24 protein-coding genes and 1 rRNA gene are annotated in these 26,922 nt (G+C 71.4%); 7 read left to right on the top strand and 18 right to left on the bottom strand.

All coding sequences use genetic code 11. The annotated features are described in order from the left end of the window. Window positions 1-75: 75 nt before the first annotated feature. On the bottom strand, window positions 76-1,269 hold the full coding sequence (locus tag BU197_RS12090) for an RtcB family protein (RefSeq protein ID WP_188268254.1): 1,194 nt from the start codon (window positions 1,267-1,269) through the stop codon (window positions 76-78). A 173-nt stretch (window positions 1,270-1,442) separates the two neighbouring features. On the opposite strand from BU197_RS12090, the gene BU197_RS12085 reads away from it, so the two are divergent. The 3 genes from BU197_RS12085 (at window position 1,443) to BU197_RS12075 (ending at window position 4,601) form a co-directional block, all read left to right on the top strand. Then, a complete protein-coding gene (locus tag BU197_RS12085; RefSeq protein WP_188268253.1) occupies window positions 1,443-2,297 on the top strand; it encodes a DUF3558 domain-containing protein in 855 nt (284 codons plus the stop codon). Between the two features lie 129 nt (window positions 2,298-2,426). Continuing rightward, on the top strand, window positions 2,427-3,167 hold the full coding sequence (locus BU197_RS12080) for a DUF3558 family protein (RefSeq protein WP_188268252.1): 741 nt from the start codon (window positions 2,427-2,429) through the stop codon (window positions 3,165-3,167). A gap of 117 nt (window positions 3,168-3,284) precedes the next feature. Then, entirely contained in the window at window positions 3,285-4,601 is a 1,317-nt protein-coding gene (locus BU197_RS12075) for a DUF2637 domain-containing protein (protein ID WP_188268251.1), read from the top strand. 89 nt (window positions 4,602-4,690) lie between these two features. On the opposite strand, the gene lysS is transcribed toward BU197_RS12075, so the two are convergent. After that, window positions 4,691-6,481, bottom strand: a complete 1,791-nt coding sequence (gene lysS / locus BU197_RS12070; RefSeq protein ID WP_188268250.1) for a lysine--tRNA ligase — start codon at window positions 6,479-6,481, stop codon at window positions 4,691-4,693. 164 nt (window positions 6,482-6,645) lie between these two features. Between lysS and argS the strand changes: the two genes are divergently transcribed. Beyond that, window positions 6,646-8,415 (top strand): arginine--tRNA ligase, encoded by a 1,770-nt coding sequence (argS, locus tag BU197_RS12065; RefSeq protein ID WP_188268249.1) that lies wholly within the window; start codon window positions 6,646-6,648, stop codon window positions 8,413-8,415. A gap of 73 nt (window positions 8,416-8,488) precedes the next feature. Here the strand turns inward: argS and BU197_RS12060 are convergent, their stop codons facing one another. The 7 genes from BU197_RS12060 to BU197_RS12030 form a co-directional block, all read right to left on the bottom strand. Then, window positions 8,489-8,761 carry a DUF1876 domain-containing protein gene (locus tag BU197_RS12060; RefSeq protein ID WP_188268248.1) on the bottom strand — a complete coding sequence of 91 codons (273 nt, stop codon included), beginning with the start codon at window positions 8,759-8,761 and terminating at the stop codon, window positions 8,489-8,491. A 77-nt stretch (window positions 8,762-8,838) separates the two neighbouring features. Beyond that, on the bottom strand, window positions 8,839-9,843 hold the full coding sequence (gene hemB, locus BU197_RS12055) for a porphobilinogen synthase (RefSeq protein WP_188268247.1): 1,005 nt from the start codon (window positions 9,841-9,843) through the stop codon (window positions 8,839-8,841). Between the two features lie 230 nt (window positions 9,844-10,073). Beyond that, window positions 10,074-11,744, bottom strand: coding sequence for a uroporphyrinogen-III synthase (locus tag BU197_RS12050; RefSeq protein ID WP_188268246.1), 1,671 nt, complete (start codon window positions 11,742-11,744; stop codon window positions 10,074-10,076). Next, window positions 11,741-12,727 carry a hydroxymethylbilane synthase gene (gene hemC, locus BU197_RS12045; RefSeq protein ID WP_188268245.1) on the bottom strand — a complete coding sequence of 329 codons (987 nt, stop codon included), beginning with the start codon at window positions 12,725-12,727 and terminating at the stop codon, window positions 11,741-11,743. Before hemC ends, BU197_RS12050 begins: the two co-directional genes overlap by 4 nt. Further along, window positions 12,724-14,103, bottom strand: a complete 1,380-nt coding sequence (locus tag BU197_RS12040) for a glutamyl-tRNA reductase (RefSeq protein ID WP_188268244.1) — start codon at window positions 14,101-14,103, stop codon at window positions 12,724-12,726. Before BU197_RS12040 ends, hemC begins: the two co-directional genes overlap by 4 nt. After that, window positions 14,100-14,957 carry a redox-sensing transcriptional repressor Rex gene (locus BU197_RS12035; RefSeq protein WP_188268243.1) on the bottom strand — a complete coding sequence of 286 codons (858 nt, stop codon included), beginning with the start codon at window positions 14,955-14,957 and terminating at the stop codon, window positions 14,100-14,102. Before BU197_RS12035 ends, BU197_RS12040 begins: the two co-directional genes overlap by 4 nt. Window positions 14,958-15,229: 272 nt before the next feature. Further along, window positions 15,230-15,457, bottom strand: a complete 228-nt coding sequence (locus BU197_RS12030; RefSeq protein ID WP_188268290.1) for a glutaredoxin family protein — start codon at window positions 15,455-15,457, stop codon at window positions 15,230-15,232. Between the two features lie 321 nt (window positions 15,458-15,778). Between BU197_RS12030 and BU197_RS12025 the strand changes: the two genes are divergently transcribed. From BU197_RS12025 to BU197_RS12015, 3 genes are all read left to right on the top strand, one after another. Next, on the top strand, window positions 15,779-16,735 hold the full coding sequence (locus BU197_RS12025; protein ID WP_188268242.1) for an HAD family hydrolase: 957 nt from the start codon (window positions 15,779-15,781) through the stop codon (window positions 16,733-16,735). 588 nt (window positions 16,736-17,323) lie between these two features. Beyond that, a complete protein-coding gene (locus BU197_RS12020; protein ID WP_188268241.1) occupies window positions 17,324-18,115 on the top strand; it encodes an ECF subfamily RNA polymerase sigma factor, BldN family in 792 nt (263 codons plus the stop codon). A gap of 333 nt (window positions 18,116-18,448) precedes the next feature. Further along, window positions 18,449-19,678, top strand: a complete 1,230-nt coding sequence (locus BU197_RS12015) for a DUF5667 domain-containing protein (RefSeq protein WP_188268240.1) — start codon at window positions 18,449-18,451, stop codon at window positions 19,676-19,678. A gap of 54 nt (window positions 19,679-19,732) precedes the next feature. On the opposite strand, the gene BU197_RS12010 is transcribed toward BU197_RS12015, so the two are convergent. The 9 genes from BU197_RS12010 to rrf all read right to left on the bottom strand — a co-directional run bounded on the left by BU197_RS12010 (window position 19,733) and on the right by rrf (window position 26,915). Beyond that, complete coding sequence (locus BU197_RS12010; RefSeq protein ID WP_188268239.1) at window positions 19,733-20,743, bottom strand: lysophospholipid acyltransferase family protein; 1,011 nt, start codon at window positions 20,741-20,743, stop codon at window positions 19,733-19,735. A 15-nt stretch (window positions 20,744-20,758) separates the two neighbouring features. Next, on the bottom strand, window positions 20,759-21,949 hold the full coding sequence (locus BU197_RS12005; RefSeq protein WP_223183454.1) for an NAD-dependent epimerase/dehydratase family protein: 1,191 nt from the start codon (window positions 21,947-21,949) through the stop codon (window positions 20,759-20,761). A gap of 135 nt (window positions 21,950-22,084) precedes the next feature. Continuing rightward, window positions 22,085-22,183, bottom strand: a complete 99-nt coding sequence (locus tag BU197_RS12000) for a 30S ribosomal protein bS22 (protein ID WP_003948845.1) — start codon at window positions 22,181-22,183, stop codon at window positions 22,085-22,087. Window positions 22,184-22,347: 164 nt separating this feature from the next. After that, entirely contained in the window at window positions 22,348-22,557 is a 210-nt protein-coding gene (locus BU197_RS11995; RefSeq protein ID WP_030223786.1) for a helix-turn-helix domain-containing protein, read from the bottom strand. Window positions 22,558-22,684: 127 nt separating this feature from the next. Further along, window positions 22,685-23,500: a phosphatase gene (locus tag BU197_RS11990; protein ID WP_188268238.1), complete on the bottom strand. Its 816-nt coding sequence runs from the start codon at window positions 23,498-23,500 to the stop codon at window positions 22,685-22,687. Between the two features lie 167 nt (window positions 23,501-23,667). Further along, window positions 23,668-24,843, bottom strand: coding sequence for an acetoin utilization protein AcuC (locus BU197_RS11985; protein WP_188268237.1), 1,176 nt, complete (start codon window positions 24,841-24,843; stop codon window positions 23,668-23,670). Beyond that, window positions 24,812-26,023 carry an MFS transporter gene (locus BU197_RS11980; RefSeq protein ID WP_188268236.1) on the bottom strand — a complete coding sequence of 404 codons (1,212 nt, stop codon included), beginning with the start codon at window positions 26,021-26,023 and terminating at the stop codon, window positions 24,812-24,814. The genes BU197_RS11985 and BU197_RS11980 overlap by 32 nt, the downstream gene beginning before the upstream one ends. A gap of 43 nt (window positions 26,024-26,066) precedes the next feature. Continuing rightward, a complete protein-coding gene (locus BU197_RS11975) occupies window positions 26,067-26,714 on the bottom strand; it encodes an HAD family hydrolase (protein WP_188268235.1) in 648 nt (215 codons plus the stop codon). Between the two features lie 84 nt (window positions 26,715-26,798). Then, window positions 26,799-26,915, bottom strand: a 5S ribosomal RNA gene (gene rrf, locus BU197_RS11970). Window positions 26,916-26,922 lie beyond the last annotated feature (7 nt).

The raw sequence follows: 26,922 nt of genomic DNA, 5'->3' as shown, positions 1-26,922 counted from the left end.
TGCGCGACCGCCACGTCCCGCACAGCCGCCACGACCCACGCGGCCCGCACCCCTCACGAGGCGCACTGCCCCCGCTCAGCCCTTCACGCAGATGACCTGCTTCAGCTTGGCGACGACCTCCACCAGGTCCCGCTGCTGCTCGATGACCTGCTCGATCGGCTTGTACGCGCCCGGGATCTCGTCGACCACACCGGAGTCCTTGCGGCACTCCACCCCCCGTGTCTGCTCCTCCAGGTCCCGCGTGGAGAACCGGCGCTTGGCCTCGCTGCGGCTCATCCGCCGGCCCGCCCCGTGCGAGGCCGAGTTGAACGAGGCCTCGTTGCCCAGGCCCTTCACGATGTACGAGCCCGTGCCCATGGAGCCCGGGATGATCCCGAACTCCCCGGAACCGGCCCGGATCGCGCCCTTCCTGGTGACCAGCAGGTCCATGCCCTCGTACCGCTCCTCCGCCACGTAGTTGTGGTGGCAGGAGATCACCGGGTCGAACGTCACCCGCGCCTTGCGGAACTCGCGCCGGACGACCTCCTGGAAGAGCGCCATCATGACCGCGCGGTTGAATTTCGCGTACTCCTGCGCCCAGAAGAGGTCGTGCCGGTAGGCCGCCATCTGCGGGGTGTCCGTGACGAACACCGCCAGATCGCGGTCCACGAGCCCCTGATTGTGCGACAACTTCCGCGCCTCGCCGATGTGGTGCTCGGCCAGTTCCTTGCCGATGTTGCGGGAGCCGGAGTGCAGCATCAGCCAGACCGCGCCCGACTCGTCGAGACAGAACTCGATGAAGTGGTTGCCGCCGCCCAGCGTGCCCATCTGCCGGCGCGCCCGGTCCCCGCGGGGCTTGACCGCGTCCGCGACCCCGTCGAAGCGCGACCAGAAGTCGTTCCAGCCCGCCATCGGGAACTGATGGAGCCGCTCCGGAGCCACCTCCGAGCGGTGCAGACCCCGGCCCACCGGAATCGCCTGCTCGATCTTCGAGCGCAGCCGCGACAGGTCCCCCGGCAGGTCATTCGCCGTCAGGGAGGTCTTCACCGCCGACATTCCACAGCCGATGTCCACCCCGACCGCCGCCGGACAGACCGCGCCCCGCATCGCGATCACCGAACCGACCGTCGCGCCCTTGCCGTAGTGCACGTCCGGCATCACGGCCAGCCCCTCGATCCAGGGCAGTGCCGCCGCGTTCTGCAACTGGCGCATGGCGCCGTCGTCCACCGATGCGGGATCGGTCCACAACCGGATGGGAACCTTCGCTCCCGGTACCTCCACATACGACATAACTCCCCGATTCGCTCAAAAGTCTGAAAACGCAAAAACCGGAGCCAAAGCCCGTACAGGTGACAGCGGACCGGCATCAACGGCTGCGTGTGCGATAGACATTGTGTCCATCAGCCGGGTTTGAGCGGCAAACAGTTTTCGGGAAAGTCTTCGGGAGAAGGGAGCCTGGGACCGTGCAGCGAATGAGGTACACCCCCGGCCGCACCGGGTCCGCGGCGCGCGCCGCCGCCGTACTCGCCCTCGGCCTCGGCCTCGGGACCGGCCTCACCGGATGCTCCTCCGGCGCCCCCGCCGACGAGGTCTCCGTCGACGCCAAGGCCGCCTCCGCCCCGCCCGTCGCGCCCCCCGGCCGCTACCGCACGCTCTTCGAACCGTGCCGCGCCGTCCCGCAGCCCGTCCTCAAGGACCTGCTCCCGGGCGCCGCCGCCCTGCCCGACGCCGAGCGGAACAAGGCCTACCGGGGCTCCGCCGCCGTCACCTACGACACCGACCGGCGCGTCGGCTGCACCTGGAGGGCCGACACCCCCGACACCTCCCACCGGCTCGCCCTCGACATCGAGCGGGTCGTCTCGTACGACACCGCCGTCAGCGACGACGACCGGGCGAAGGAGGTGTACGCCCGCAAGCAGCTCGCGGCCGGCATCCCGCTGCCCACGGTCCCGCCGACCGCCTCGGCCACCGCCACGCCGACCACACCGCCGGGCACCACCACCCAGCAGACCCAGGCGTCCGCCACCACCTCCCCCACCCCGGGCTCGCCCGACGGCACCGCCGCCGACGCCACCGGTCTGGAACCCCGGCTCCTCGAAGGTCTCGGCGAGACCTCGTTCCTCGACGACGCCCTCGGCACGGTCGGCGCGAACGGGCACCAGCGGACCGTCAGCGTGGTGTTCCGCACATCGAACGTCATCGTGACCGTCTCCTACCGGGAGCAGACCACCGGCGCGGCCGAGGCCCCCGACAGCAGGGAACTACAGGAAAAGGCCCGGAATCTGGCCCGCCTGCTCGCCGAGCGCCTTGAGGAGTAGTCGCCCGGCTCCGGTCCGTGAGCACGGGTCGAGCACGTAACGTGTCGGCGTACCCGTGGCCCCACGCCGTGGCCGTACCCACGCCCGCGCCGGACCGGCCGGACCGTACGACAAGCGACTGAAGGAACCATGCAGCGAACAGCTCCGCGCCTCACCCGCATACTCGCCTGCGCCGCCGTCCCGGCGATGCTCCTCGTCGCCGGCTGCTCCTCGGACTCCGGCGGCTCGGGCGACACCGGGGCGTCCGGGGCGAAGGACAAGGCCACCGCCACGGCGTCCGAGACGCCCTCGCCCGCGCAGACGACGAAGACGGTCGAGCCCGCGAAGTTCGCCAAGCTGCCCGAGGCCTGCAAGGCGGTCACCGCCAAGACCATCGACGCCCTGGTGCCCAAGGCGAAGACCAAGGCGGGCACCCCCGCCCCCTCCAGCGACCTCACCAGCCGCGGCGGCTGCTCGTGGAACGGCCTGGACGACAAGGGCGTGAAGGGCTCGCAGTACCGCTGGCTCGACGTGTCCTTCTACCGCTACACCTCGGACCTCACCCTCGGCAGCGGCCAGGAGCGCGCCCGGCAGAACCTCGCCAAGGAGCTGGCCAAGGTCCAGGAGACCCAGGGCGCCAAGAAGCTCCGCACCGTCGCCGCCACGGGCATCGGCGAAGAGGCCAAGACGGTGACGTACCAGCTGCGCAAGACGGACGAGGACTTCGTCTACACCTCCGTGATCGCCCGCTCCGGCAACGTGCTGGTGCTGCTCTCCTACAACGGCGCCGGTTACGCGGGCGCCCCCACCCCGAGCGAGACGACGATCGCCAACGGCGCGACGACCGCCGCCAAGGAAGCCGTCGCCGCCATCGCGGCAGCCAACAAGTAGTCACAAACCAACGCAGACAGGCACATCGCCAGGAGCCCGTCCCTCCCCCGAGGGCCGGGCTCCGCGCACATGTGCGACTCTGAGCGGCGGGTTGTCGATTGACGGGAGGGGTCGCGGGTGGCCGCGATGCAGCTGACACGCACACACCGGGTACTCATCGGCCTCGTCATCGGCGGTGCGCTGATCATCGCCGGAATCGGCTTCGCGGGTTCGTACGCCGCCGTGCGCGAACTCGCCATCGACAAGGGCTTCGGCACCTTCTCCTACTTCTTCCCCATCGGCATCGACGCGGGCATCTGCGTACTGCTCGCCCTCGACCTGCTCCTCACCTGGCTGCGGATCCCCTTCCCGCTGCTGCGCCAGACCGCGTGGGTGCTGACCGCCGCGACCATCGCCTTCAACGGCGCCGCCGCCTGGCCCGACCCGCTGGGCGTCGGCATGCACGCGGTGATCCCGGTCCTCTTCGTCGTCGCCGTCGAAGCCGCCCGGCACGCCGTCGGCCGGATCGCGGACATCACCGCCGACAAGCACATGGAGGGCGTCCGGCTGACCCGCTGGCTGCTCTCCCCCGTGCCGACGTTCCGGCTGTGGCGCCGGATGAAGCTGTGGGAGCTACGGTCGTACGAGCAGGTCATCAAGTTGGAGCAGGAGCGGATGATCTACCAGGCCAGGCTCCAGGCCCGGTACGGCCGCGCCTGGCGCCGCAAGGCCCCGGTGGAAGCCCTGATGCCGCTGCGCCTCGCGCGCTACGGGGTGCCGCTGGCGGAGACGGCGGCGGCGGGCCTCGCGGCCGCCGGCGTCGAGACGGCCCTCCTCCCCGCCCCGCCCCGGGAACACCTTCAGCCCCTGCCCCCGGCGATCGTCCCGGCGGCGCCCGTACCCGTACCGCAGCAGCCGGTGGGACCGGTCCCCGCCCAGGCAAAGGCACAGGCCCCGGACCAGATACCGGCGCAGACCCCGGACCAGGCACAGGCCCAGGCGCAGTCCCCGGTCCAGCCGGGGGCCGAGGGCGCGCCCGAGGGACCGTCCACCCACGAGAGCCAGTGGTTCGCGGCCCAGACGGTCTCCCCCGCCTCCTACGAGGGCAGCTACAACCCCCGGATCGTGGAGGGTCTCGAACCCATGCCGGTCCCGGTGCCGCAAGGCCCGGAGGACTTCCCCCCGCCGGGTCCCGAGGAGTTCGTCCCCTACCCCGAGTTCGTCGAGGAGCCGCAGGCTCCGGTGAACGAGTTCGAGGAGGACGTCTTCAAGTTCATGTGGTCCTACGCCCAGGACAACAACGACTTCCCCGACGACGCGAAGCTGCCGCTCGCCCTCGCCGAGTACTACGAACTCCCCGAGTTCCCCGCCGACCGCACGGAGCTGCTCTTCCAGCTCCTCCCGGGCATCAAGCAGCGGGTCCACGACAGCATGGCCGAGCACGACTCCGCCTGACCCGCCCCGGCCATGTCGAAGGGCCGCCACCCCGACCGGGGCGGCGGCCCTTCGACGTCGACCGGCTCAGCCGCCGGACGTCACCCGGTTCAGCCGCCGAGCAGCGTCCGCACCCGCTCGGCCCCGACCGCGAGCAGCAGCGTGGGCAGACGCGGGCCGGTCTCCCGGCTGACCAGGAGCTTGTACAGCAGGGCGAAGAAGGCGCGCTGCGCCAGCTTCAGCTCGGGCGTCGGCTTGGCCTCCGGGTCGAGACCGGCCATCACCTTCGGGACGCCGTAGACGAGGGTGGTGAGCCCGTCGAGCGACCAGTGGGTGTCGAGGCCCTCAAGGAACAGCCGGAGCGACTCCCGGCCCTCGTCATCCAGGGAGCCGAGCAGCTCGGTGTCGGGCTGCTCGCGGACGATGGTGCGCTGATCGGCCGGGACCTGGCTGGTGATCCAGTTCTCGGCGCGGTCGAGACGCGGCCGGACCTCGTCGAGCGAGGTGACCGGGTGCTCCGGGTCCAGCTCGGTCAGGATCCGCAGGGTCTGCTCGTCGTGGCCCGCGGTGATGTCCATGACCGAGGCGAGCGTGCGGTACGGCAGCGGGCGCGGGGTGCGCGGCAGCTCGCCGGCGGCCGTGCGGGCGGCCCGGGAGTGGGCGGCGGCGTCGGCGGGCAGCACGGTGCCGTCGGCGACCTTGCCCTCCAGCTTGTCCCACTCGTCGTAGAGCCGCTGGATCTCCTGGTCGAAGGCGATCTTGAACGACTGGTTGGGCCTGCGGCGCGCGTACAGCCAGCGCAGCAGCGGGGCCTCCATGATCTTCAGCGCGTCGGCGGCGGTCGGGACGCCACCGCGCGAGGAGGACATCTTGGCCATGCCGCTGATGCCGACGAAGGCGTACATCGGGCCGATCGGCTGCACTCCGCCGAAGATCTCACGGACGATCTGCCCGCCGACGACGAAGGACGAACCGGGCGAGGAGTGGTCGACGCCGGAGGGCTCGAAGATCACGCCCTCGTACGCCCAGCGCATCGGCCAGTCGACCTTCCAGACCAGCTTGCCCCGGTTGAACTCGTTGAGCTTCACCGTCTCGGCGAAGCCGCAGGAGACGCAGGTGTAGGCCAGCTCGGTGGTCTCGTCGTCGTACGACGTGACGGTCGTCAGGTCCTTCTCGCACCGGCCGCAGTACGGCTTGTACGGGAAGTAGCCCGAGGAGCCGCCGGAGCCGTCGTCCTCGCTCGCCGCGCCGGAGCCCTCCTCGGCCTCCAGCTCGGCCTCGTCGACCGGCTTCTGCGACTGCTTCTTCGGCGCCTTCTTCGTCCGGTACTGGTCGAGGATCGCGTCGATGTCGGCGCGGTGCCGCATGGCGTGCAGGATCTGCTCGCGGTAGGCGCCGGCCGTGTACTGCTCGGTCTGGCTGATGGGGTCGTACTCGACGCCCAGCTCGGCCAGCGACTCGACCATGGCGGCCTTGAAGTGCTCGGCCCAGTTGGCGTGCGGGGAGCCCGCGGGCGCCGGGACCGAGGTCAGCGGCTTGCCGATGTGCTCGGCCCAGGACGCGTCGATGCCCTCGATGCCGTTCGGCACCTTGCGGTAGCGGTCGTAGTCGTCCCAGGAGACGAGGTGCCTGACCTCGTACCCCCGGCGGCGGATCTCGTCGGCGACCAGGTGCGGGGTCATGACCTCGCGCAGGTTGCCCAGGTGGATCGGGCCGGACGGGGAGAGGCCGGAGGCGACGACGACCGGTTTGCCAGGCGCACGTCGCTCCGACTCGGCGATGACCTCGTCCGCGAAACGGGAGACCCAGTCGGTCTCGGTGCTGCTCTGTGCCACGGTCGGTACGTCCTTCTTCCGGGGAGGTTCTTGGAGAGGTTCTTCCTGAAGGGTTCTGACTGACATCCCTACGTCCCTCATTCTCCCAGACGGAAGAGTGCTCTCCGCAGTTGTCCACAGGCGAAAGATCGAGCGGCCGGGTTGTCCACAGGCGGGGAAACCCCGTTGCGCCGCCGTGGGACACTTGACGGGCGATTCAGACCCACCGGACTCAACAGGAACGGAAGCTCATGGCCTCGGTCCCTTCCCTCGCCTCGACCGTGCAGCAGCGCCTCGCGGACGGCCTCTCGGCAGCCCTGCCGGAAGCCGGCGCCGCCGACCCGCTGCTCCGACGAAGCGACCGGGCCGACTTCCAGGCCAACGGCATCCTGGCCCTCGCCAAGCGGCTCAAGGGCAACCCCCGCGAGCTGGCCGGCCAGGTCGTCGCGGCCATCCCGGAGAACGACGTCCTGCGGGAGATCGAGGTCTCGGGCCCCGGCTTCCTGAACATCACGCTGACCGACGCGGCGATCGTGCGGACCCTCGCGGCCCGCGCCGCCGACGCCCGGCTCGGCGTGCCGTTCAACGAGTCGGCGGGCACCACGGTCATCGACTACGCCCAGCCGAACGTGGCGAAGGAGATGCACGTCGGGCACCTGCGCTCCGCCGTGATCGGCGCCGCGATGGTCGAGATCCTGGAGTTCACCGGCGAGACGGTGGTCCGCCGCCACCACATCGGCGACTGGGGCACCCAGTTCGGCATGCTCATCCAGTTCCTGATCGAGCACCCGCACGAGCTGGACCACTCGCCGGAGACCGAGGTCTCGGGCGAGGAGGCCATGTCGAACCTGAACAGGCTCTACAAGGCCTCGCGCGCCCTCTTCGACTCCGACGAGGAGTTCAAGACCCGGGCCCGCGCGCGCGTCGTCGACCTCCAGGCGGGCGACGAGGAGACCCTCGCGCTCTGGCAGCGGTTCGTCGACGAGTCGAAGATCTACTTCTACTCGGTCTTCGACAAGCTCGACATGGACATCCGGGACGCCGACGTCATCGGCGAGTCCGGCTACAACGACATGCTGGCGGAGACCTGCCGCATCCTGGAGGAGACGGGCGTCGCCGTCCGCTCCGAGGGCGCGCTCTGCGTCTTCTTCGACGATGTGAAGGGCCCGGACGGCAACCCGACCCCGCTGATCGTCCAGAAGTCCGACGGCGGCTTCGGCTACGCGGCGACCGACCTCTCCGCGATCCGCGACCGGGTCGGCTCCCTGAAGGCGACGACCCTGCTCTACGTGGTCGACGCCCGCCAGTCGCTGCACTTCAAGATGGTCTTCGAGACCGCCCGCAGGGCCGGCTGGCTGGGCGACGACGTGCGCGCCGTCCAGCTGGCCTTCGGCACGGTCCTCGGCAAGGACGGCAAGCCGTTCAAGACCCGTGAGGGCGAGACGGTCCGGCTGGTGGACCTGCTGGACGAGGCCGTCGAGCGTGCCACGGGCGTCGTCCGCGAGAAGGCCGAGAAGGTGGGCCTGACCGAGGCGGAGATCGTGGAGAACGGGCGGTACGTGGGCATCGGCGCGGTCAAGTACGCCGACCTGTCGACCTCCGCCGCCCGCGACTACAAGTTCGACCTGGACCAGATGGTCTCGCTCAACGGCGACACCTCGGTCTACCTCCAGTACGCCTACGCGCGCATCCGGTCGATCTTCGGCAAGGCGGGCGACCGCACCCCGCAGGCCCACCCCGAGCTTGAGCTGGCCCCCGCCGAGCGCGCGCTCGGCCTGCACCTGGACCAGTTCGGCGAGGTCGTCTTCGAATCGGCCGAGGAGCACGCCCCGCACAAGCTGGCCGCGTATCTCTACCAGCTGGCCTCGCTGTACACGACGTTCTACGACCAGTGCCCGGTCATCAAGCCCGCACCGGCCCGTGAGGTCGCGGAGAACCGCCTCTTCCTCTGCGACCTGACCGCCCGCACCCTCCACCAGGGCATGGCGCTCCTCGGCATCAGGACGCCCGAGCGTCTCTGATCCCCCGGTCCGACGACGAAGCCCCCGGCACGGAGACATCGTGCCGGGGGCTTCGTCCTGGTCCGTCCCGGGGTCAGCGAAGGGCGTGCGACGTCCTGCCGGACACCGCGTCGATCTCCGTGTGCGCCTTCTGGAGCAGCTGCGAGGCCAGGTCCATCAGCGCCCGCGCGCCCGCGATCTCCTCGCCGACCCGGAGCTGGTCCGGATCGGAAGGGTGCCGGTTCGCCGTCCCGTGGGCCCGGAACTCGGTGCCGTCCGAGAGCCGCACCATCGCCGCGGCCCGCGTCCGGTCACCTTCCTCCCGGAACTCCATCTCCACGTGCCATCCGACGAGTGTGTGCGTCATGAGGACCACCTCCGGCGAGGTACCTGTCGGCTACCTCTCCAGGGTGCGCCGGACGGCGTCCGCCCACCATTCCGGGCTCAGTACCCGCCGCGGCCCAGGCCCTGCGCGACCTCGGTGGCCCAGTAGGTGAGGATCATCTGCGCCCCGGCCCGCCGGATGCCCGTCAGGGTCTCCAGGATCGCCCGCTCGCGGTCGATCCAGCCCTTCTCCGCCGCCGCCTCCACCATCGCGTACTCACCGCTGATCTGGTACGCGGCCACCGGCACGTCCACCGAGGCGGCGACCTTCGCGAGGATGTCGAGGTACGGGCCGGCCGGCTTCACCATGACCATGTCGGCGCCCTCCTCCAGGTCGAGCGCCAGCTCCCGCATCGACTCGCGCACATTGGCCGGGTCCTGCTGGTAGGTCTTGCGGTCGCCCTTGAGCGAGGAGCCGACGGCCTCGCGGAAGGGGCCGTAGAAGGCGGAGGAGTACTTCGCGGTGTACGCGAGGATCGACACGTCCTCCTTGCCGATGGTGTCCAGGGCGTCCCGGATCACCCCGACCTGGCCGTCCATCATCCCGGAGGGCCCCACCACATGGGCGCCCGCGTCGGCCTGGACCTGCGCCATCTCGGCGTACCGCTCCAGCGTGGCGTCGTTGTCGACCCGCCCGTCGGCGTCCAGGACCCCGCAGTGCCCGTGGTCGGTGTACTCGTCGAGGCAGAGGTCCGACATGACCACCAGCTCGTCGCCGACCTCGGCCCGCACGTCCCGCAGCGCGACCTGGAGGATGCCCTCGGGGTCCGTGCCCGCCGTTCCGGCGGCGTCCTTCTTCGCGTCCTCGGGCACCCCGAAGAGCATGATCCCGGAGACTCCCGCCTCCAGGGCCTCCACCGCCGCCTTCCGCAGGGTGTCCCGGGTGTGCTGGACGACCCCGGGCATGGCCTGGATCGGCACGGGCTCGGTGATCCCCTCGCGCACGAACGCGGGGAGGATCAGATCGGCGGGACTCAGCCGCGTCTCGGCCACCATCCGGCGCATGGCGGGCGTGGTCCGCAGCCGCCGCGGCCGGGCGCCGGGAAAAGATCCATACGAGTTCATACGCCCGAGGCTACGCCCGTACAAACGGTGCACTTACCGACAGGGTGTTGCCCGGCCCCGGGCACGACCAGGGCGGGGCCGTCCCGTCCGCGCCCGGCCGAGGCGGGTCCGCCTCCGTCTGCCCGCTTCCGGGCACGACGAAGGCGGGGCCCCGAAAGGCCCCGCCTAGAAAACCGTCCGAACCCTCCCGGACCCTCCCGGACGGTCCTGGCCGTCCGCCGGAGGTCCGGTCAGGTCGTACGTCTGCGCCGCGCGCCCGGACGCCGCTCGCTCGGGCGGGTGACCGGGTCCCCCGCCTCAAGGGCCGACTCCCGGCGCCGCAGACCGAAGTCCGCCAGCGCCTCGGCGAGCTTGTGCACCGAGGGCTCGGGCGACAGCACGTCCACCCGCAGCCCGTGCTCCTCGGCCGTCTTGGCCGTGGCGGGGCCGATGCAGGCGATGACCGTCACGTTGTGCGGCTTGCCCGCGATGCCGACCAGGTTCCGCACGGTCGACGAGGAGGTGAAGAGCACCGCGTCGAAGCCGCCGCCCTTGATCGCCTCACGGGTGTCCGCCGGCGGCGGCGAGGCCCGTACGGTCCGGTAGGCGGTGACGTCGTCGACCTCCCAGCCCAGCTCGATCAGGCCCGCGACCAGCGTCTCCGTGGCGATGTCGGCACGCGGCAGGAAGACGCGGTCGATCGGGTCGAAAACCGGGTCGTACGGCGGCCAGTCCTCCAGGAGACCGGCGGCGGACTGCTCGCCGCTGGGCACCAGGTCCGGCTTCACGCCGAAGTCGACCAGCGCGGCGGCCGTCTGCTCGCCCACCGCCGCGACCTTGATCCCGGCGAAGGCGCGGGCGTCGAGCCCGTACTCCTCGAACTTCTCCCGGACCGCCTTGACGGCGTTGACCGAGGTGAAGGCGATCCACTCGTAACGGCCGGTGACCAGACCCTTGACCGCGCGCTCCATCTGCTGGGGGGTGCGCGGCGGCTCGACGGCGATGGTCGGCACCTCGTGCGGCACCGCGCCGTACGAGCGCAGCTGGTCGGAGAGCGAGGCGGCCTGCTCCTTGGTGCGCGGCACGAGGACCCGCCAGCCGAAGAGCGGCTTGGACTCGAACCACGACAGCTGGTCGCGTCGCGCCGGGGCGACGGCCTCGCCGACGACGGCTATGACCGGCCGGTGCCCCTCGGGCGAGGGGAGGATCTTGCCCTGCTTGAAGACCTGGGCGATGGTGCCGAGGGTGGCGCTCCAGGTCCGCTGCCGGGTGGTCGTACCGGCGATGGTGACGGTGAGCGGGGTCTCGGGCTTGCGGCCCGCGGCCACCAGCTCACCGGCGGCGGCGGCCACCGCGTCGAGCGAGGTCGACACGACGACGGTGCCGTCGGAGGCGCCGACCTCGGCCCAGCACCGCTCGTCGGCGGTCCTGGCGTCGACGAAGCGCACGTCCGTGCCCTGGGCGTCCCGGAGCGGGACACCGGCGTACGCGGGCACGCCGACGGCCGTGGCCACGCCGGGCACGACCTCGAAGGGGATGCCCTCGGCGGCGCAGGCGAGCATCTCGGCGCCCGCGTTCCCGTCGAGACCGGGGTCGCCGGTCACCGCACGGACCACCCGCCTGCCGCCCCTCGCGGCCTCCATGACAAGATTGGCGGCATCCCTCAACACGGGGACACCGGCGGTTGTTGACGCTTCGTCAACTATCGTCAGCTCGGGCGTGCTCACCCCAACGCGCGCATGACAGCGAACGACTTCGAGGACCTCCGGCTCGGCGATCAGGACGTCCGCGCCGGCCAGGGCCTCGACGGCCCGGAGGGTCAGGAGTCCGGGGTCGCCCGGCCCTGCGCCGAGGAAAGTGACGTGCCCCTGACCCGCGAAAACCGGGGACAGCGGGCTGGTGTTCGGGCTGGCGGGGTTCAAAGTGCTCGCTCCCCCATAAGACCGGCCGCACCCTTGGCGAGCATCTCGTCCGCGAGTTCGCGTCCGAGCGCCATGGCCTCGTCGTGCGAGGTGGGTACGGGTCCGGTGGTGGACAGCTGCACCAGCGTCGAGCCGTCGGTGGTGCCGACGACGCCGCGCAGGCGCATTTCAGTGGCAACCTGCCCGTGACCGGGGTCGTCGGCCAGCAGGTCGGCCAGCGCACCCACGGGTGCGGAGCAGCCGGCCTCCAGGGCGGCGAGCAGGGATCGCTCGGCGGTCACGGCGGCCCGCGTGCGCGGGTCGTCGAGCTCGGCGAGCAGGGCGACCAGCTCGGCGTCGGCCGCCGGGCACTCGATCGCCAGGGCCCCCTGGCCGGGGGCGGGCAGCACGGCGTCGACCGGCAGCCGGTCGACCGAGAGGGAGCCGGTCAGCTCCTCCTCGCCGCCGATGCGGTTGAGTCCGGCGGCGGCGAGGACCACGGCGTCCAGCTCACCGCCGCGCACATAGCCGACCCGGGTGTCGATGTTCCCCCGGATCGGGACGCAGGTCAGCTCCAGACCGTGGTTGCGGGCGTACGCGTGGAGCTGCGCCATCCGCCGCGGCGAGCCGGTGCCGACCCGGGCGCCCCGGGGCAGCCGGTCGAGCGTCAGCCCGTCGCGGGCGATCAGGACGTCGCGCGGGTCCTCGCGGCGCGGGATCGCGGCCAGCGTGAGCCGCGGGTGCGGCGTCGTCGGCAGGTCCTTCAGGGAGTGGACGGCGAAGTCCACCTCGCCGTCGAGCAGCGCGTCGCGCAGCGCGGCGACGAAGACGCCGGTGCCGCCGATCCGCGCGAGGTGCTCGCGCGAGGTGTCCCCGTACGTCGTGATCTCCACGAGCTCGACGGCCCGGCCGGTCAGCTCCCGGACGGCATCGGCCACGTGCCCGGACTGGGCCATGGCGAGCTTGCTGCGCCTGGTCCCGAGCCTCAGTGCCCTCTCGGTCATACTCGCCCTCGGTTCTTGACGTCGGCGTCATTCAGGTCGGCCCGGCTGACAGAAGCCACCGTCTCCGGGTCGAGGTCGAAGAGTGTCCGCAGCGCGTCCGCGTACCCGGCGCCGCCGGGCTCGCTGGCCAGCTGCTTGACCCGCACGGTCGGCGCGTGCAGGAGCTTGTCGACCACGCGGCGCACCGTCTGGGTGATCTCGGCGCGCTGCTTGTCGTCGAGATCGGGGAGCCGGCCTTCGAGCCGGGCGACCTCGCTCGTCACCACGTCGGCGGCCATGGTGCGCAGCGCGACGACGGTGGGCGTGATGTGGGCGGCGCGCTGGGCGGCGCCGAAGGCGGCCACCTCGTCGGAGACGATGCCCCGCACCTGGTCGACGTCGGCGGCCATGGGCGCGTCGGCGGAGGCCTCGGCGAGCGACTCGATGTCGACGAGCCGGACCCCGGGGATCCGGTGGGCGGCGGCATCGATGTCACGGGGCATGGCGAGGTCGAGCAGGGCGAGCGGGGCCCGGCGGCCCCGGGCGGCGCTCTCGACGTCCGCGCCGGTGAGGACGAGGCCGGTGGCTCCGGTGCAGGAGACGACGATGTCGGCCCGGCCAAGTTCGTCGCCGACGGCAACCATTTCGGCGGCGCGCGCGGTGACGCCCGTGCCGCCGGGCTCGTTCAGGATCTGGGCGAGCCGCTCGGCGCGGGCCAGGGTGCGGTTGGCGACGACGATCTCGGAGACGCCGGACCGCGCGAGCGTGGCTGCGGCCAGCGAGGACATCGAACCGGCGCCGATGACCAGCGCCCTCTTGCCCTTGGCCCAGGTGTCGATGTCCGGGACGCCCTCGGCGCCCTCGTCCTCGCCCTGGACGAGCTGTTCGAGTCCGAAGGTGACGAGCGACTGCCCGGCCCGGTCGATGCCGGTCTCGCTGTGGGCGCGCTTGCCGACCCGCAGGGCCTGCTGGAAGAGGTCGTTGAGGAGGCGGCCCGCCGTGTGCAGGTCCTGCCCGAGGGCGAGGGCGTCCTTGATCTGGCCGAGGATCTGGCCCTCGCCGACGACCATCGAGTCGAGGCCGCAGGCCACCGAGAAGAGGTGGTGGACAGCCCGGTCCTCGTAGTGCACGTAGAGGTAGGGGGTCAGCTCGTCCAGACCGACGCCGCTGTGCTGGGCGAGGAGCGTGGACAGCTCGGCGACACCGGCGTGGAACTTGTCCACGTCGGCGTACAGCTCGATGCGGTTGCAGGTGGCCAGGACGGTGCCCTCGGTGGCCGGCTCGGCGGCGAGGGTGTCGTGGAGGAGCTTGGTCTGCGCGTCCGGGGCCAGCGCCGCCCGCTCCAGGATGGAGACGGGGGCGCTGCGGTGGCTGAGACCGACGACGAGAAGGCTCATGCGGGCATCACCGCGGGGACGTCCCCGTCGGGCCCCTTGCGACCGGCGGTCGAAGCGGCGGCGGCAGCCGAAGGGGCGGCGGCGGTCGAAGCGGCGGCGGTCGAAGCCCCGGCCGGGGCGCCACGGCGCTCGGGCGCCATACCGACGGCGCCGGTCTCGGCGGCGTCCTGACCGTTCTCGGCGTCCGCCTCCTCGCCCGCCTTGCGCTGCTCGTGGAAGGCGAGGATCTGGAGCTCGATGGAGAGGTCGACCTTGCGCACGTCCACGCCGTCGGGCACGGAGAGCACGGTCGGGGCGAAGTTCAGGATGGAGGTGACGCCCGCGCCCACGAGCCGGTCGCAGACCTGCTGGGCGACGCCCGCCGGGGTCGCGATGACGCCGATGGAGACGCCGTCGTCCTGGATGATCCGCTCCAGGTCGTCGCTGTGCTGTACGGGGATGCCCGCGACGGGCCGGCCGGTCATGGCCGGGTCGGCGTCGATCAGCGCGGCCACCCGGAAGCCGCGGGAGGCGAAGCCGCCGTATCCGGCGAGGGCCGCGCCGAGGTTGCCGATGCCGACGATGACAACAGGCCAGTCCTGGGTGAGGCCCAGCTCACGGGAGATCTGGTAGACGAGGTACTCGACGTCGTAGCCGACACCACGGGTGCCGTAGGAGCCGAGGTAGCTGAAGTCCTTGCGCAGCTTCGCGGAGTTGACCCCCGCCGCCGCCGCGAGCTCCTCGGAGGACACCGTGGGTACGGAGCGCTCCGAGAGCGCGGTCAGGGCGCGCAGATACAGCGGAAGCCGGGCGACGGTGGCCTCGGGAATTCCTCGGCTACGAGTCGCCGGTCGGTGAGTTCGGCCAGTTGCCACGGTGCTCCTGCGGGATGAGCGGGGCTGCAGGCGGCCATATGTCCCTAGACCGCCCCGTCGAATGCAGGCTATGTCTTTGTGAACGCGTGCACAAAGATGGTGTCCGTTTTGTCTGGCCAAAGTGACCGGGGTCACGTGGCCGGTTCGCATCGTCGCGGAACCGCAGAACCCGTCAGAGCGTTGAAAACCTGAAGGGGGCAAAACCGCACACTCTCCTTACGACCCCGCCCCCGAAACTCAACAAAACGTCCATGATGGTAGCCGTATTTCGGTCACGTACCCAGTTCGCGCCGGAGCCGCTCCGGGTCCACGCGCCAGAAGGTGTGCTGCTCGCCGTCGACCAGGACGACGGGGATCTGCTCCCAGTACGCCCGATACAGCTCCTCGTCCACGCTGATGTCCTTCTCCTCCCAGCGCGCCCCCGTCTGCGCGCATACGGCCTCGACGACCGCGCGGGCGTCGTCGCAGAGGTGACACCCGGGCTTGCCGATCAGCGTCACGGTGCGCGCGGGGGCGCCCGCCTTCCCCGCCGGGACGCCCGCCTTCCCCGCCGAGACGCCCGTCGCCTTCCCAAGGGCGTCCGCCGTCTTCGCGGAGCCGTCCGTCTTCTTCTTCGTCCGTCCGAACATGCCGTCCATTCTGTCCCCAGGGACAGCAGCCCCCGGGAAGCACCGCCCGCCGGGAGACAGCCGCTCCCCGGCGACACGGACACCGCCCACCCGGAGCGCCGACCTCGACGGCACGGAAGGAGCCCCCAGGTGTTCACGTCCCGGCACCGCCACAAGTCGGGAAGTACCGAACAGACTGGCTATGCTCACGGCATGGCCGCTCTGGGATGGCTCACCCCCCGTAGGCGCTCCGCCACCGCGCGCAGCGTCCTCGCAGGCGAGGCCGCTGCCGAGGCAGCGCGCGAGACCTCGCTCCGGCTGGAACGCGAGCGGGAGGAGGCGGCGGAGGCGTCCGCCGAGGCGGAGACCCCCGAGGAGCCCGAGTTCCCCGTCGTCGGCGACGCACGCGCGGCCGCCTTCTTCGATCTCGACAACACCGTGATGCAGGGCGCCGCGCTCTTCCACTTCGGCCGCGGTCTGTACAAGCGGAAGTTCTTCCAGCGCCGCGAGCTGGCCCGCTTCGCCTGGCAGCAGGCCTGGTTCCGCCTCGCGGGCGTCGAGGACCCCGAGCACATGCAGGACGCCCGCGACAGCGCCCTGTCCATCGTCAAGGGCCACCGCGTCTCCGAACTGATGTCGATCGGCGAGGAGATCTACGACGAGTACATGGCCGACCGCATCTGGCCCGGCACCCGGGGCCTCGCCCAGGCGCACCTGGACGCGGGCCAGAAGGTCTGGCTGGTCACGGCCGCCCCGGTGGAGACGGCCACGATCATCGCCCGGCGCCTCGGCCTGACCGGCGCGCTCGGCACGGTCGCCGAGTCCGTCGGCGGCGTCTACACCGGCAAGCTGGTCGGCGAGCCCCTGCACGGCCCGGCCAAGGCCGAGGCGGTCCGGGCGCTGGCCGCAGCCGAGGGCCTCGACCTGAGCCGCTGCGCCGCGTACAGCGACTCGCACAACGACATCCCGATGCTGTCCCTCGTCGGGCACCCGTACGCGATCAACCCGGACGCCAAGCTCCGCAGGCACGCCAAGGAACGGGACTGGCGGCTGCGCGACTACCGGACCGGCCGCAAGGCCGCCAAGGTCGGCATCCCCGCCGCCGCGGGCCTGGGCGCGATCGCCGGCGGCACCGCCGCAGCGGTCGCCCTGCACCGCCGCCGCGCCTGACCCACCCGAGCACCACCGACCGAGCCCCGCGACTGAGCCTCGCCGACCGGTCGGCACCGACCGGTCGCCACCGGCCCGCAGCGGCCCCCGGCTACCGCCCGGCGGCCCCCGGACGATCCCCGTCGACCCTTCTGCCGCGGCAGCCGCCTCCGGCCGCCCCTGGCCGCCCCTCGCCATCGCCCCCGCGCGGACCCCGCCCCCGTTCGGCCTCGATCATCTGCGACAGCCCCGGACCAGCGGCCCTCACCCATCCGTGGTCGAACATCCCCGTACACCTCGACCACCGGGCATTCCCGCCCCCTTACCCCGCAGCGGCCCCGATCACTCTCCGGCCCCGGACTTGAGCACAACACAACGCGCGCGCAGTCACACCCGAAAGCAAATCGATCAAAATTCGACCACTTATTGCAAGCAATTCCGACTGCAATGAGTAACGAAACCGACGGAATCGGTGATTTCAGCAACTGGGTGTAGCGCTGCCTGTACGAAGCGTTATTCTCCTCAAACGCACAAAGGACCCCTCACGTCGCTACGACGGGTGAATGGTCCCGCACTGCACGTGATGGAAGCTCTGCCTCTGGGAGTCCCGTGTACCCACACGTCGGGGTTGACGCCTCGGGCCTGGCTACGCTGCGCGCAACGGTCCTCGACCACTTGCGCGGCTTCGTCCCCACCGCGTACGCCGGCCCTGTCCCCGCCTTCGCCTTCGCCGCCCCGGCACCCGCCGGCCCTTGCTATGCCCTGGCCGACGGCAGGGCAGCCGTGGGCAGACGCGGTGCCCGCACCGGCTCCGGGGCCTCGGCCACCGCCCGCCGACCCACCGCCGACAGCGACAGCGCCCGGATGATGGAGTTGGTGGAGCGCGCCCAGGCGGGCGAAGCCGAGGCCTTCGGGCGCCTGTACGACCAGTACAGCGACACGGTCTACCGCTACATCTACTACCGCGTCGGCGGGAAGGCGACGGCGGAGGACCTCACCAGCGAGACCTTCCTGCGCGCCCTGCGCCGGATCTCCACCTTCACCTGGCAGGGCCGCGACTTCGGAGCCTGGCTCGTCACCATCGCCAGGAACCTGGTCGCCGACCACTTCAAGTCCAGCCGCTTCCGCCTCGAAGTCACCACCGGCGAGATGCTCGACGCCAACGAGGTCGAGCGGAGCCCCGAGGACTCCGTCCTGGAGTCCCTCTCCAACGCCGCCCTGCTCGACGCGGTCCGCCGCCTCAACCCCCAGCAGCAGGAGTGCGTGACCCTCCGCTTCCTCCAGGGACTCTCGGTCGCCGAGACCGCCCGGGTCATGGGGAAGAACGAAGGCGCGATCAAGACCCTCCAGTACCGGGCCGTACGCACCCTGGCCCGGCTCCTCCCGGACGACGCCCGCTGACCGGTACGCGCGCCCCGGCACGCGTCCCCCACACCGGCCCGGCGGGCCCCTCCGCCCCGACTCCCCCCACGGCTCCCCGGCCCTCCCCTGCCGTCCCCCGCGCACACCCACGATCCCCACCCAACTCACAGTCGGTGACGCCTCGATGACGCACTGGTCCGATCATCTTTCGCGCGTAACCCAAGTGCCGCGCCGCTCGTTGTGCGGGATGCAGGCTCCCTGTGGACACACCCTGTCCGCAGCCACTCACCCTTTCGTGTGGCCGCGCCCAAGGTGTGCAACCTTCCGGAAACCCCGGGGAGTCGACCGTCATGACGAGAGGAGGTGCCGCCAGTGATCGCGAACGTATCGGCCCACCGGCGGGCGAACGCCTTCGCCCAGGCCCTGGAGGACCGGGCGTCCGAGGGCACTGCGCCCGAACAGCCCGAGGCCCCGCCCGAACCGGCCGAGCAGGGTCGGCTGGTGGCCTTGGCGAACGGTCTCGGCGAACTGCCGAAGCCACAGCTCGACCCCGAGGTCAAGGTGGTGCAGCGAGCCCAGCTCGTCGCCGCCATGGAAGCGATGCTCAGGGAGGGCAGCACGACCGCGAGCCCCACGGTGCCGGAGCAACGGACCGCGGGCAAGGGCACCCACCGGGCGTCCCCGCTGCGAAAACTCCGCCCCCGGTCCCGCTGGTCCAAGGGGCTCGCCGCCGGCGGCCTCACCGTGGGTGTGGCGGCGGGCGCCTTCGGCGGAGTCGCCGCCGCCAGCTCCGACGCGCTCCCAGGCGACTCGCTCTACGGGCTCAAGCGGGGCATGGAGGACATCAAACTGGGCATGGCGGACGACGACGCGGACCGGGGCGATCTCTACCTCGACCAGGCGTCCACCCGGCTCAGCGAGGCCCGCAGGCTCATGGAGCGCGGCCGGTCCGGCGATCTCGACCACGAGTCCCTCTCCGAGATCCGTCGTGTCCTCAGCGGGATGAGACACGACGCCACCGAGGGCCACCGGCTGCTCCTCCAGGCGTACGAGCGGGACGGCGAGATCGGCCCGATGGCCCGGCTCAACTCCTTCTCCCAGGCCCACCGGACCACCTGGAACGGCCTCCGCGACCGGCTGCCCGTACAGCTCGCGGACGTCGGCAGCGAGGTGACGAACGTCTTCGACGCCATAGACGAAGAGGTCGAGCCGCTCCAGTCGGTGCTCCCCCGGCTGCCCGAGACGGGCGCGGTCGGCTCCGAGAGCCCCAGCGGAAGGCCCAGCACGGCGCGGGACCACCAGGGCACGGGCACGCACCATCCGCCGTCCGCCCAGGAGTCCTCCCCGACGGGCAGCCACTCCGCGTCGCCGCACTCCCCCGGCCCCAGCGGCAGTCCGAGCCCGGACGGCGGCAGCGGCTCCCCGGAGGACGCCGGTCTCCTCGGCGGCAGTGCCGGCGGGCTGCTCAAGCCCTCCCCCACCAGCACGCCGACGTCCCCCACCGGCAGCACGGCGACCTCCGACGTACCGGATGTGACCCTGCCGCCGCTCCTGCCAGGGCTGCTTCCAGGCCTCGGCATCGACAGCGAGGACGCTCGCTAGCAGGAAGGAAGGGGCGCCCCCGACGACGGGGGCGCCCCTTCCTTCCTGAACGGCTCAGAAGAAGACCGACCGGCGCTGCACGAGCAGCTTGTACAGGGTGTGCTGGATCTGCTCCCGCACCTGATCCGTCAGGTTGAACATCAGCATCGGATCCTCCGCCGCCTCCGGCGCGTACGAGTCCGTCGAGATCGGCTCGCCGAACTGGATCGTCCACTTCGTCGGCAGCGGCAGCGCCCCCAGCGGCCCCAGCCAGGGGAAGGTCGGGGTCACCGGGAAGTACGGAAGGCCCAGCACCCGCGCCACCGTCCTGGCGTTCCCCACCATCGGATAGATCTCCTCGGCCCCGACGATCGAACAGGGCACGATCGGCACCCCCGCCCGCAGCGCCGTCGAGACGAAGCCGCCCCGGCCGAAGCGCTGAAGCTTGTACCGCTCGGAGAAGGGCTTCCCGAGGCCCTTGAAGCCCTCCGGCATCACGCCCACGATCTCGCCCGCCCGCAGCAGCCGCTCCGCGTCCTCCGCGCAGGCGAGCGTGTGCCCCGCCTTGCGGGCCAGCTCGTTCACCACCGGCAGGGCGAAGACCAGGTCCGCGGCGAGCAGCCGCAGATGCCGGTCGGCCGGATGGTGGTCGTGGACGGCGACCTGCATCATCAGCCCGTCCAGCGGCAGGGCCCCCGAGTGGTTGGCGACGATCAGCGCCCCGCCCTTCTCCGGGATGTTCTCGACGCCCTTCACCTCGACCCGGAAGTACTTCTCGTACAACGGGCGCAGCAACGACATCAGGACCTGATCGGTCAGCTCCTCGTCGTAGCCGAACTCGTCGACCTCGTAGTCGCCGGTGATCCGCCGCCGCAGAAACGACAGCCCGCCCGCGAGCCGCCGCTCCCAGCCCCCGGCCCCGGAGCCGGCGCCGATGTGCTCGGGCTCCGGCCCGGGTGCCCGCCCGGCGCCCTCCACGGCCCCCGGCAGGGCGCGCACGGCCGCCGCCTCGCCGTCGGAGCGTCCGGGCCGCCGCCGCGCCCGGGACCGGTCGTCGTCGAACGGAATGACCTTGGCATCCGCCATCGCTGTCCGGTCTCCTCAGGATCCGTCGTGAACAGGATTAACAGGGGGTACGGGGGTGACAGGGGGTACGGAGGTGATGGGAGGTACGGGGGTGGCAGGAGGTACGGCGGAGGGCGCCGAAGGCCCCACCGGCTCCCCCACCGGCTCCCTTCCCGGTTCCCCCACCGGCACCTCCAGCCGCGCCCCCACCCGCTCCGCGAGTCGGTCCACGGCCCCGGCCAGGGTCTCCGGCGGCAGCAGCCCCGGGCCACGCCCGCGGACGAAGTCGGCGAAGGTCTCCGCCGTCGTCCGGCGCGGCGAGAAGCCGAACACCTCACGGGTCTGAACCGTCGAGACGACCCTGCCGTGGGTGAGCAGCCGGATCTGCTCGGGTGCGAAGTCGGTGAGCCCGACGGTCCGCAGCGCCGAGCCCACCCAGGTCACGGCGGGCAGCAGCACCGGCACGGTGGGCCGTCCGAGCCGCCGGGCGCACTGGGAGAGCAGCAGCACCCCGTCCCCCGCCACATTGAACGTGCCGCTGTTCTGGGTGGCCCTGCGGGGCTCGTGCGCCGCGAGGCGCAGCGCGTCGACGACATCGTCCTCGTGGACGAACTGAAGCCTCGGGTCGTAGCCGAGGACGGTCGGCAGGACGGGCAGCGCCAGGTACTCGGAGAGCGGGGAGTCGACGCGGGGCCCGAGGATGTTGGCGAACCGCAGCACGCACACGGCCACGTCCGGGCGGCGCCGGGCGAACCCGCGCACATATCCCTCGACCTCGACGGCGTCCTTCGCGAAGCCCCCGCGCGGCAGTGCCTTCGCGGGCGTCGTCTCGGTGAAGACGGCCGGGTCGCGGGAGGCGGCGCCGTAGACGTTGGTGCTGGACTTGACCACCAGACGCCCGATCCTCGGCGACTTCTGGCAGGCGCCGAGCAGCTGCATGGTGCCGATGACGTTGGTCTCCTTGACCGACGTACGGCCACCGCCGCCGAGCGCCGTGCCGGTGACGTCCAGATGGACCACCGTGTCCACGTCATGCGCGGCGAGGACCTTGGCGATCTCCGGTCGGCGGATGTCCGCGCGGACGAACTCGGCCTCCCCGAGCCCATGCGCCGGTTCCACCGCGTCCACCGCGATCACCCGCTCCACCTCCGGGTCCCGCTGGATCCGGCGTACGAAACGGCCCCCCAGATGCCGGGCGGCACCGGTGACGAGCACGACCTTGCCCAAGATCAGCGCCTTCCGTCGGTCTTCCGTTGCCGCCACCGTAGCGCCTGAGGTTCTCCCCGCAACGAAGCGTGGCCCCCCACCGCGAACGGTGAGGGGCCACGCTTGACGCACGAATCGCTGCGGAACAGCGGTCGCTTACTTCTTGTTGCGACGCTGAACGCGCGTGCGCTTGAGCAGCTTGCGGTGCTTCTTCTTGGCCATCCGCTTACGCCGCTTCTTGATAACAGAGCCCACGACTACCCTCGCTCACTTCTCGGAACATCCCAGCCTCCCGGCGGGGATCGGTGCGGGGCGTCTGGGCCCACACGACCTACGTCGGCCTAGCCTACCGTCCCGAGCACCGCGCTTGTAATCCGAGGGACATAGGGAGCTAGCCGGGCTGTATCGCCGCGCTCACTCTACGCGGTCCCCACCCCCACGAAGGACTCCCGCAGATACTCGTGCACCGCCTGTTCCGGCACCCGGAAGGACCTGCCCACCCGGATCGCCGGCAGATGACCGCTGTGCACCAAGCGGTACACGGTCATCTTGGAGACGCGCATCACCGAGGCTACTTCCGCCACGGTCAGAAACTTGACCTCGTTGAGAGGCCGATCGCCAGCAGCCATGACCCACCTGTACCTTCCGCCGCGACGCTCACCGGCTTCCCCTCCGGTGACTCTTCGTCGCCGAGCGCTCACTCTCCAGACTAGGGGCGGGTGGTACGAGTGGGGAAGAGGAGCTGCCATCGGCCGTTTACCGTGACAGACGGGCTCGATTGAGTACATAGCGTGTGAGCGGTCGGTAGTACGCGGGGCGTACGCCGTCATCAAGCGGAACGGCCACCGACACCTGCCCCTCCGCCTCACCGACGAACAGGGCCGGATCATCCGTATCGGCCAGACCGATGGCCTCGATACCCAGCTGACCTGCACCGCAGACCCATCCGTGGTCTCCCACCACCAGCTCGGGGAGCGGTCCGCCCTGCCCGGCGGCGCTCTCCAGCGCGGCGCGAACCGGCAGCGGAGAATGGGAATGCGCCCCCATCGCGCGCCCCTCGCCCGACGGCCCCGACTCCCGTACGAGCGCGACCCCCCGGACGTAGTCGAGGTGGTGCGTGCGTACGCCGAACCGGGTCGTTATGTCGACACATCTCCCCTGCGCCGGGGTGAGGACAAGACATCCCGCCGCCGACAAGGCGTCTGCGAGAGCGACGTAGAAACCGAGCAGTCGATGGGGATGTCCGGTCCCGAGGAGCACCGGAACCCGCCGCGCGGCCGCCTCGCCGAGCCGAGCCGCGAACGCGTCGAGGGCCCGTACCGTCCGCTCCGGGTCGATCCGGTCGGCCCCCGACCGGTGCGCCGGATCGCCCGACACCCCGCACTTGTCGGCCATCAGCCGCAGCAGATCCGCCTCGTCCCACGCCCATGCCGGATCGAGCCCCAGCAGCACCCTCGGATCGCGCGCCGCGAAGAGCCGATAGCTCCGCAGATTCGCCTCCCGAGGAGTCGCGACCGTGCCCGCCAACCCCGCCGCCAACAGATGCGCCCGCAGCGCCCCGGTACTCAACACCCGTCCGATGCTGCCGGAACGCCCCGGGGCGGGCCCTGGAATCCCCCGCACACCGCACAGTCGGCGTAATCCCGGCAGGGAAACGATCCTTCGCGGCACCGGGAGACGCTCGCCGAGGATCCGCGAAACGTTCCGGCGGGCCGTGGAGACCGGTCCGCCGGACGCCGTCAGGCGAGCAGCCCCCGCAGCGGGAAGGCCGCCCTGCGGGTCGCCCGCACGGCCTGGTCGAGCCGGTCCGCCGGGTCGTACCCCGCCGTCCACTCCCGGAAGTCCACCGGCCACCGCCCGTCCGTCATCCGCCGGGGGCCCGGCTGCATGGTCCGCGCGTACACCTCGTCCCGCCAGGACTCCGGGATCGCCGACGCCGGGTCCACCGGGGCGTGTGCCGCGATCCCCACCAGATGCGTCCACGACCGGGGGACGACGTCCACGACCGCGTACCCCCCGCCGCCGAGCGCCAGCCAGCGCCCGTCGGCGTACTCGTGCGCGAGTCCGTGGCAGGCCTCCTGGACCGCCCGCTGCGCGTCGAGCGACACCGCCATGTGCGCGAGCGGGTCCTCGAAGTGCGTGTCCGCCCCGTGCTGGGTCACCAGGACCTGCGGCCGGAACTCGGCGAGCAGCTCGGGCACGATCGCGTGGAAGGCCCGCACCCAGCCCGCGTCACCGGTCCCGGCGGGCAGCGCCAGGTTCACGGCCCCGCCTTCGCCGGGCCCGTCCGCGCCGGTCTCCTCGGGCCATCCCGTATGCGGGAACAGGGTCCGGGGATGCTCGTGCAGCGAGACGGTGAGCACCCGGGGGTCCTCCCAGAACGCCGCCTGCACCCCGTCCCCGTGGTGGACGTCCACGTCCACGTACGCCACCCGCTCCGCGCCCAGTTCGAGGAGCCGGGCGATCGCCAGCGAGGCGTCGTTGTAGATGCAGAAGCCGGACGCGGCCCCCGGCATGGCGTGGTGCAGTCCGCCGGCGAAGTTCACCGCGTGCGCGGCCTCGCCCCGCCAGAGCGCCTCGGCCGCCGCCACCGACTGCCCGGCGATCAGCGACGACACCTCGTGCATTCCGGCGAACGCCGGATCGTCGACCGTCCCTAGCCCGTACGCCTGGTCCGCGTGGCGCGGATCCTCCGAAGCGGCCCGCACCGCGGCCACGTAGTCCTCGCGGTGCACCAGCCGCAGGGTGGAGTCCCCCGCCGGCTTGGCGGCCGTCACGTCCACCGCCTGGTCGAGGCCGAAGGACCGCACCAGCGACATCGTCAGCGCGAGCCGGACCGGGTCCATCGGGTGCTCGGGCCCGAAGTCGTACTCCGTGACAGCTTCATCCCACATCAACAGTGTGCGGCCGCTCATGCCCGCCACCGTATCGGGCCCCGCGCGCACCGAACGACGTGGCGTACACCACCGTCACCAGGACGAGCAGCATCGGCACCACCATCGCCCCCCGGTAGCTCCACGCGTCCCCGAGCGCCCCCACCAGCGGGGATCCGATCAGGAACCCGACGTAGTTGAAGACGTTGAGCCGCGCCACCGCCGCGTCGCTGTTCCCCGGGAAGAGCCGCCCGGCCGCCGCGAACGTCTGCGGCACGAGCACGCTCAGCCCGAGCCCGAGGACCGTGAACCCGGCGATCCCCGCCCAGGCGCCCGGCGCCGTCGCCACCGCGGCGAAACCGAGCGCCGCGAGCACCGCGCCGCCCCGCACGACCGCCGCGGCCCCGAGCCGCCGCACCCCGAAGTCCCCGACGGCCCGCCCGAGCAGCGTCGTCACCATGTACGCGTTGTACGGCACGGTGGCCAGCTCCTCGGAACTGCCGAGGACGTCCTGGAGGTACTTGGCACTCCAGTTGGAGACCGTCGAGTCCCCTATATAGGCGAAGGACATCACCAGGCAGAGCGGCAGCAGTAGCCGGAAGGCGACGCCCGCGCTCCCCTTGCCCTCCACCGGTTCCGCCGTCTCGGCCCGGGGCCCGTCCCCACCGGACGCGTACCACCGGCTCCCGAGGGCGGCGGCGGGCAGCAGCACCGCGACCACCGGCAGGTAGGACACGAACAGCGACAGGTGCCAGTGCGCCCCCGCCCAGGCCAGCGAGGCCCCCACGATCCCGCCGAGGCTGTACGAGGCGTGGAAGCCGAGCATGATGCTCCGCCCGTACGCCCGCTGGAGGCTCACCCCCAGCATGTTCATGGAGGCGTCGAGGGCGCCCACGGCGAGGCCGAAGAGCCCCAGGGCCACGGCGGCCTGCCAGAGTTCGGAGCCCATGCCGACGGCGAGGAGGGCAAGCAGGACGAAGGGCTGTGCCCAGCGCAGTACCACGGCCGGGGCGATCTTCGCGACGACCTTCTCGGTCACCACGCTCGCCACTCCGGCCAGGATCGGAACGGCCGCGAGAAAGGCGGGCAGCAGCCCGTCCGAGATCCCGTACCGGTCCTGGATCGCCGGTATTCGGGTCACGAGCAGGGCGAAGGTGACCCCCTGCACGAAGAAGCTGACCGCAAGGGATCCCCGCCCACGCCGCAACCGCGCATCTGTCATGGCGGCACAGCGTACGGCCGAAAACTACCGCTGGGTAGATGGATCACAGACCCAATATCGCCGGGAGTTCGTCCATCGTCGCGAAGTGCCGGTGGGCGCCGGCGAGCTTCTCCGGCGGGGTCATCGCGGTGAACCCGTACACCTCCATCCCCGCGGCGAGCGCCGCCTGAACCCCGAGCAGGCTGTCCTCGACGACCACACACCGCTCGGGCGCCACGCCCATCCGTTCGGCGGCATGAAGGAAGAGGTCCGGCGCCGGCTTGCCGCGCCCGACGTCCTCGGCGCTGAAGATGATCTCGTCCCGGAACCAGGCGTCGAGCCCGGTCTTACGGTGCCCCACCCGGATCCGCTCATGGCTCCCGGAGGAGGCCACGCAGTACGGCACCCCTGCCCTGGAGAGCCGCTCGACGACCTTCCCGGCGCCGGGTACGGCTTCCAGCCGCTCCTGGAAGGCGGCGAAGACCCGTGCGTGGAACACCTCGTCGAAATCCGCCGGCAGTTTCTGTCCGCTGCGCTCCTCGACCATGTCGTGGATGCGGTGCATGGCGGACCCCATGTAGTCCCGTACCGATTCCTCGTACGTGGTGGGGTGCCCGATTTCCGTCAGATACGCGGCGAGCAGGGAATTGGAGATCGGCTCGCTGTCCACGAGCACACCATCGTTGTCGAAGATCACCATGTCGAAGCTCATGGCCACAGCCTAGGACCGGACCGGGTCCTGAACGCAAAAATGCCTCAACCCCCGGACAAGGTCCGGGGGTTGAGGCTAAAAATTGTTCGGCGGCGTCCTACTCTCCCACAGGGTCCCCCCTGCAGTACCATCGGCGCTGAAAGGCTTAGCTTCCGGGTTCGGAATGTAACCGGGCGTTTCCCTAACGCTATGACCACCGAAACACTAT

This window comes from Streptomyces sp. CBMA291 (genome assembly GCF_014596525.1).
Lineage (GTDB): Bacteria > Actinomycetota > Actinomycetes > Streptomycetales > Streptomycetaceae > Streptomyces.
This window is presented reverse-complemented; position numbering and strand designations above follow the sequence as displayed.